This window comes from Microbacterium sp. Bi128, assembly GCF_918698205.1.
Genome location: NZ_CAKKMM010000675.1, coordinates 1 through 2,686, shown reverse-complemented (window position 1 = coordinate 2,686; position 2,686 = coordinate 1). Strand labels below are relative to the sequence as shown.

The window sequence follows — 2,686 nt, the reverse complement described above, 5'->3', positions numbered from 1 at the left end:
CGACCGCGGTCGCAGCAGAGCGTCGTCGTCGAGCCAGGCGACCGACTCGGGGATCCACTCCATGAGCTCCCCGATGTAGCGCGATCCCGACAGCACGCGGGTGAGGCTTTCGGCGGCTCCCGCGGAGTCCCTCAGCATCCGCAGGAACCACGGCGTGTTGCCCAGCCGTTCGCTGATGCGGCGGAACACCAGCAGCCCGTAGTCCGGATCGACGCCGTCGGCGAACCAGCGGATCATGATCGGCATGAGGTGGCGCTGGATCGTCGCCTTGCGGCTCAGGCCGTTCGTGAGTGCGGCGATGTGCCGCAGCGCGCCCGCGGGGTCACGGAAGCCGATCGCGGCGAGGCGGTCGCGGGCCTGCTCGGTCGAGAGCGAGCGCTCCCCCTCGGGGAGGGCCGCGACGGCCGAGAGGAGCGGCCGGTAGAACAACCGGACATGGATGTCGCGCACCTCGCGCTTGATGCGCTCCCACGCCTGCTGCACACCCGCGGCCGAGTCCGACAGCTTCGTCGCGCGAGCGAGCACCCGCAGGTCGTCGTCTTTCTCGGGCAAGAGGGCCGTGCGGCGCAATCCCCGCAACTGCAGCCGGTGCTCGATCAGCCGCAGCAGTCGGTAGTCGCGGCCGAACGCCTCGGCTTCGCTGCGTCCGATGTAGCCCTCCGCGACGAGCGCGTCGAGGGCGTCGAGCGTCCCGCGCTGGCGGATCCGGTCGTCCGTGAGCCCGTGCACGAGCTGCAGCAGCTGCACGGTGAACTCGACATCGCGGATGCCTCCCGGCCCCAGCTTGACCTGGCGGTTCACCTCGGAGGCCGGGATGTGGTCGGTCACGCGCTCGCGCATGCGCTGCACGCCGTCGACGAAGTTCTCGCGCGCGGCGCTCAGCCACACCAGGGGCTGCACGGCCGCGATGTACTCGGCGCCGAGGGCGGGGTCGCCCGCGATCGCGCGGGCCTTCAAGAGTGCCTGGAACTCCCAGCTCTTCGCCCACCGGTCGTAGTACTGCGCGTGGGCGCCGAGGCTCCGCACGAGGGCGCCCTGCTTGCCCTCGGGGCGCAGGTTCGGATCGACCTCCCACAGGGGCGGCTCGATCTCGGGACCCGAGATGCCGCGCATCGTCTGGACGGCCAGGCGCGTGCCGATGTCGATCGCACGGGCCTCGGACACGACCTCCTCATCGGAGGTTCCGCCGACGAAGATGACATCGACGTCGCTGACGTAGTTGAGCTCGCGGGCGCCGGTCTTCCCCATCGCGATGATCGCGAAGCGCGTCGCCTCGACCTGGGCACGAGGGAAGGCCGCGGGCCCGGTCCCGGACACACGCGCCCGAGCGACGCTCAGCGACGCCTCGAGGGCCGCGCCGGCGAGGTCGGCGAGGGCCGCGGACACGATGTCGATCGCGGAGGCCGGGTCGTCCTGACCGAGGTCGTACGCGGCGATCCGGGCGAGCAGCCGACGGTAGCGGACACGGAGGGCCGCCCAGGCGGCATCCGAGGCGTCCGTCGCGAAGCCCTCGTCATCGCCGACGGATGCCAGGAGCTCGGCGCGCATGGTCTGCTCGTCGGGCACGGTGAGGCCGGCGCCGGCGAGGTGGGCGATCTCGTCGGGGTGGCGCAGGTAGAACTCCGCGAACCCGTCGGACGCGCCGACGATGTCCCACAGCGCACGCCAGGATCCGGCGTCGGCCGCCGCCGCGCGGACGGCCCCTTCGGCGCGACGGGCGATCTGCACGATCCCCGCGAGGGCACGGTCGGGGTCGGCCACGCGCTGCGCCAGAGCCATGGCATCCGCCCGCTCGACGCCGGTCAGCTGCTCGAGCTCGCCCAACGCCGTATCGGCTTCCGCGAGACGCGAGAAGCCGATACGGGCCAGAGCGGTGAGCGCCGTCGATCGATCGCCCGAGATCACCACGGCCGGGTCAGAGCGCCTCGAGGTTGCTCTGCAGCTCGAAGGGGGTGACCTGTGCGCGGTACTGCTGCCACTCGCGGCGCTTGTTCAGCAGGACGTACTTGAACACCTGCTCCCCCAGCGTCTCGGCGACGAGCTCGGACTCCTCGAGGTACTCGAGGGCGTGGTCGAGGCTCGCCGGCAGCGGCGCGTAGCCGAGGGCCCGACGCTCGGAGTCGGTGAGCGACCAGACGTTGTCCTCCGCCTCGGCGGGCAGCTCGTAGCCCTCTTCGATGCCCTTCAGGCCCGCGGCGAGCATGAGCGCGTACGAGAGGTACGGGTTGGCCGCGGAGTCGAGCGCGCGGTACTCGACCCGCGTCGACTGGCCCTTGTTGGGCTTGTAGAGCGGAACGCGCACGAGGGCCGAGCGGTTGTTGTGGCCCCAGCAGATGAAGCTCGGAGCTTCGTCGCCGCCCCACAGGCGCTTGTACGAGTTGACGAACTGGTTGGTCACGGCCGAGATCTCGTTCGCGTGACGCAGCAGACCCGCGATGAAGTGACGGCCCACCTTCGACAGCTGGTACTGGCCGCCCTCTTCGTAGAAGGCGTTCATGTCGCCCTCGAACAGGGACATGTGCGTGTGCATGCCGCTGCCGGGCTGGCCGCTGAGGGGCTTGGGCATGAACGTGGCGTACACGCCCTGCTCGATCGCGACCTCTTTCACGACCGTGCGGAAGGTCATGATGTTGTCGGCGGTGGTCAGTGCGTCGGCGTAGCGGAGGTCGATCTCGTTCTGCCCGGG

The 2,686-nt window shown here is 70.6% G+C and carries 2 protein-coding genes; both read right to left on the bottom strand.

The window, feature by feature from the left end; genetic code table 11:
* Positions 1 to 1,905 (bottom strand): bifunctional [glutamine synthetase] adenylyltransferase/[glutamine synthetase]-adenylyl-L-tyrosine phosphorylase (locus tag LQV45_RS24700; RefSeq protein WP_230009249.1); only part of this gene is annotated, 1,905 nt, incomplete at its 3' end.
* Between the two features lie 10 nt (positions 1,906 to 1,915).
* The coding region (locus tag LQV45_RS24695; RefSeq protein ID WP_230009248.1) for a glutamine synthetase family protein at positions 1,916 to 2,686 on the bottom strand (771 nt) is incomplete at its 5' end.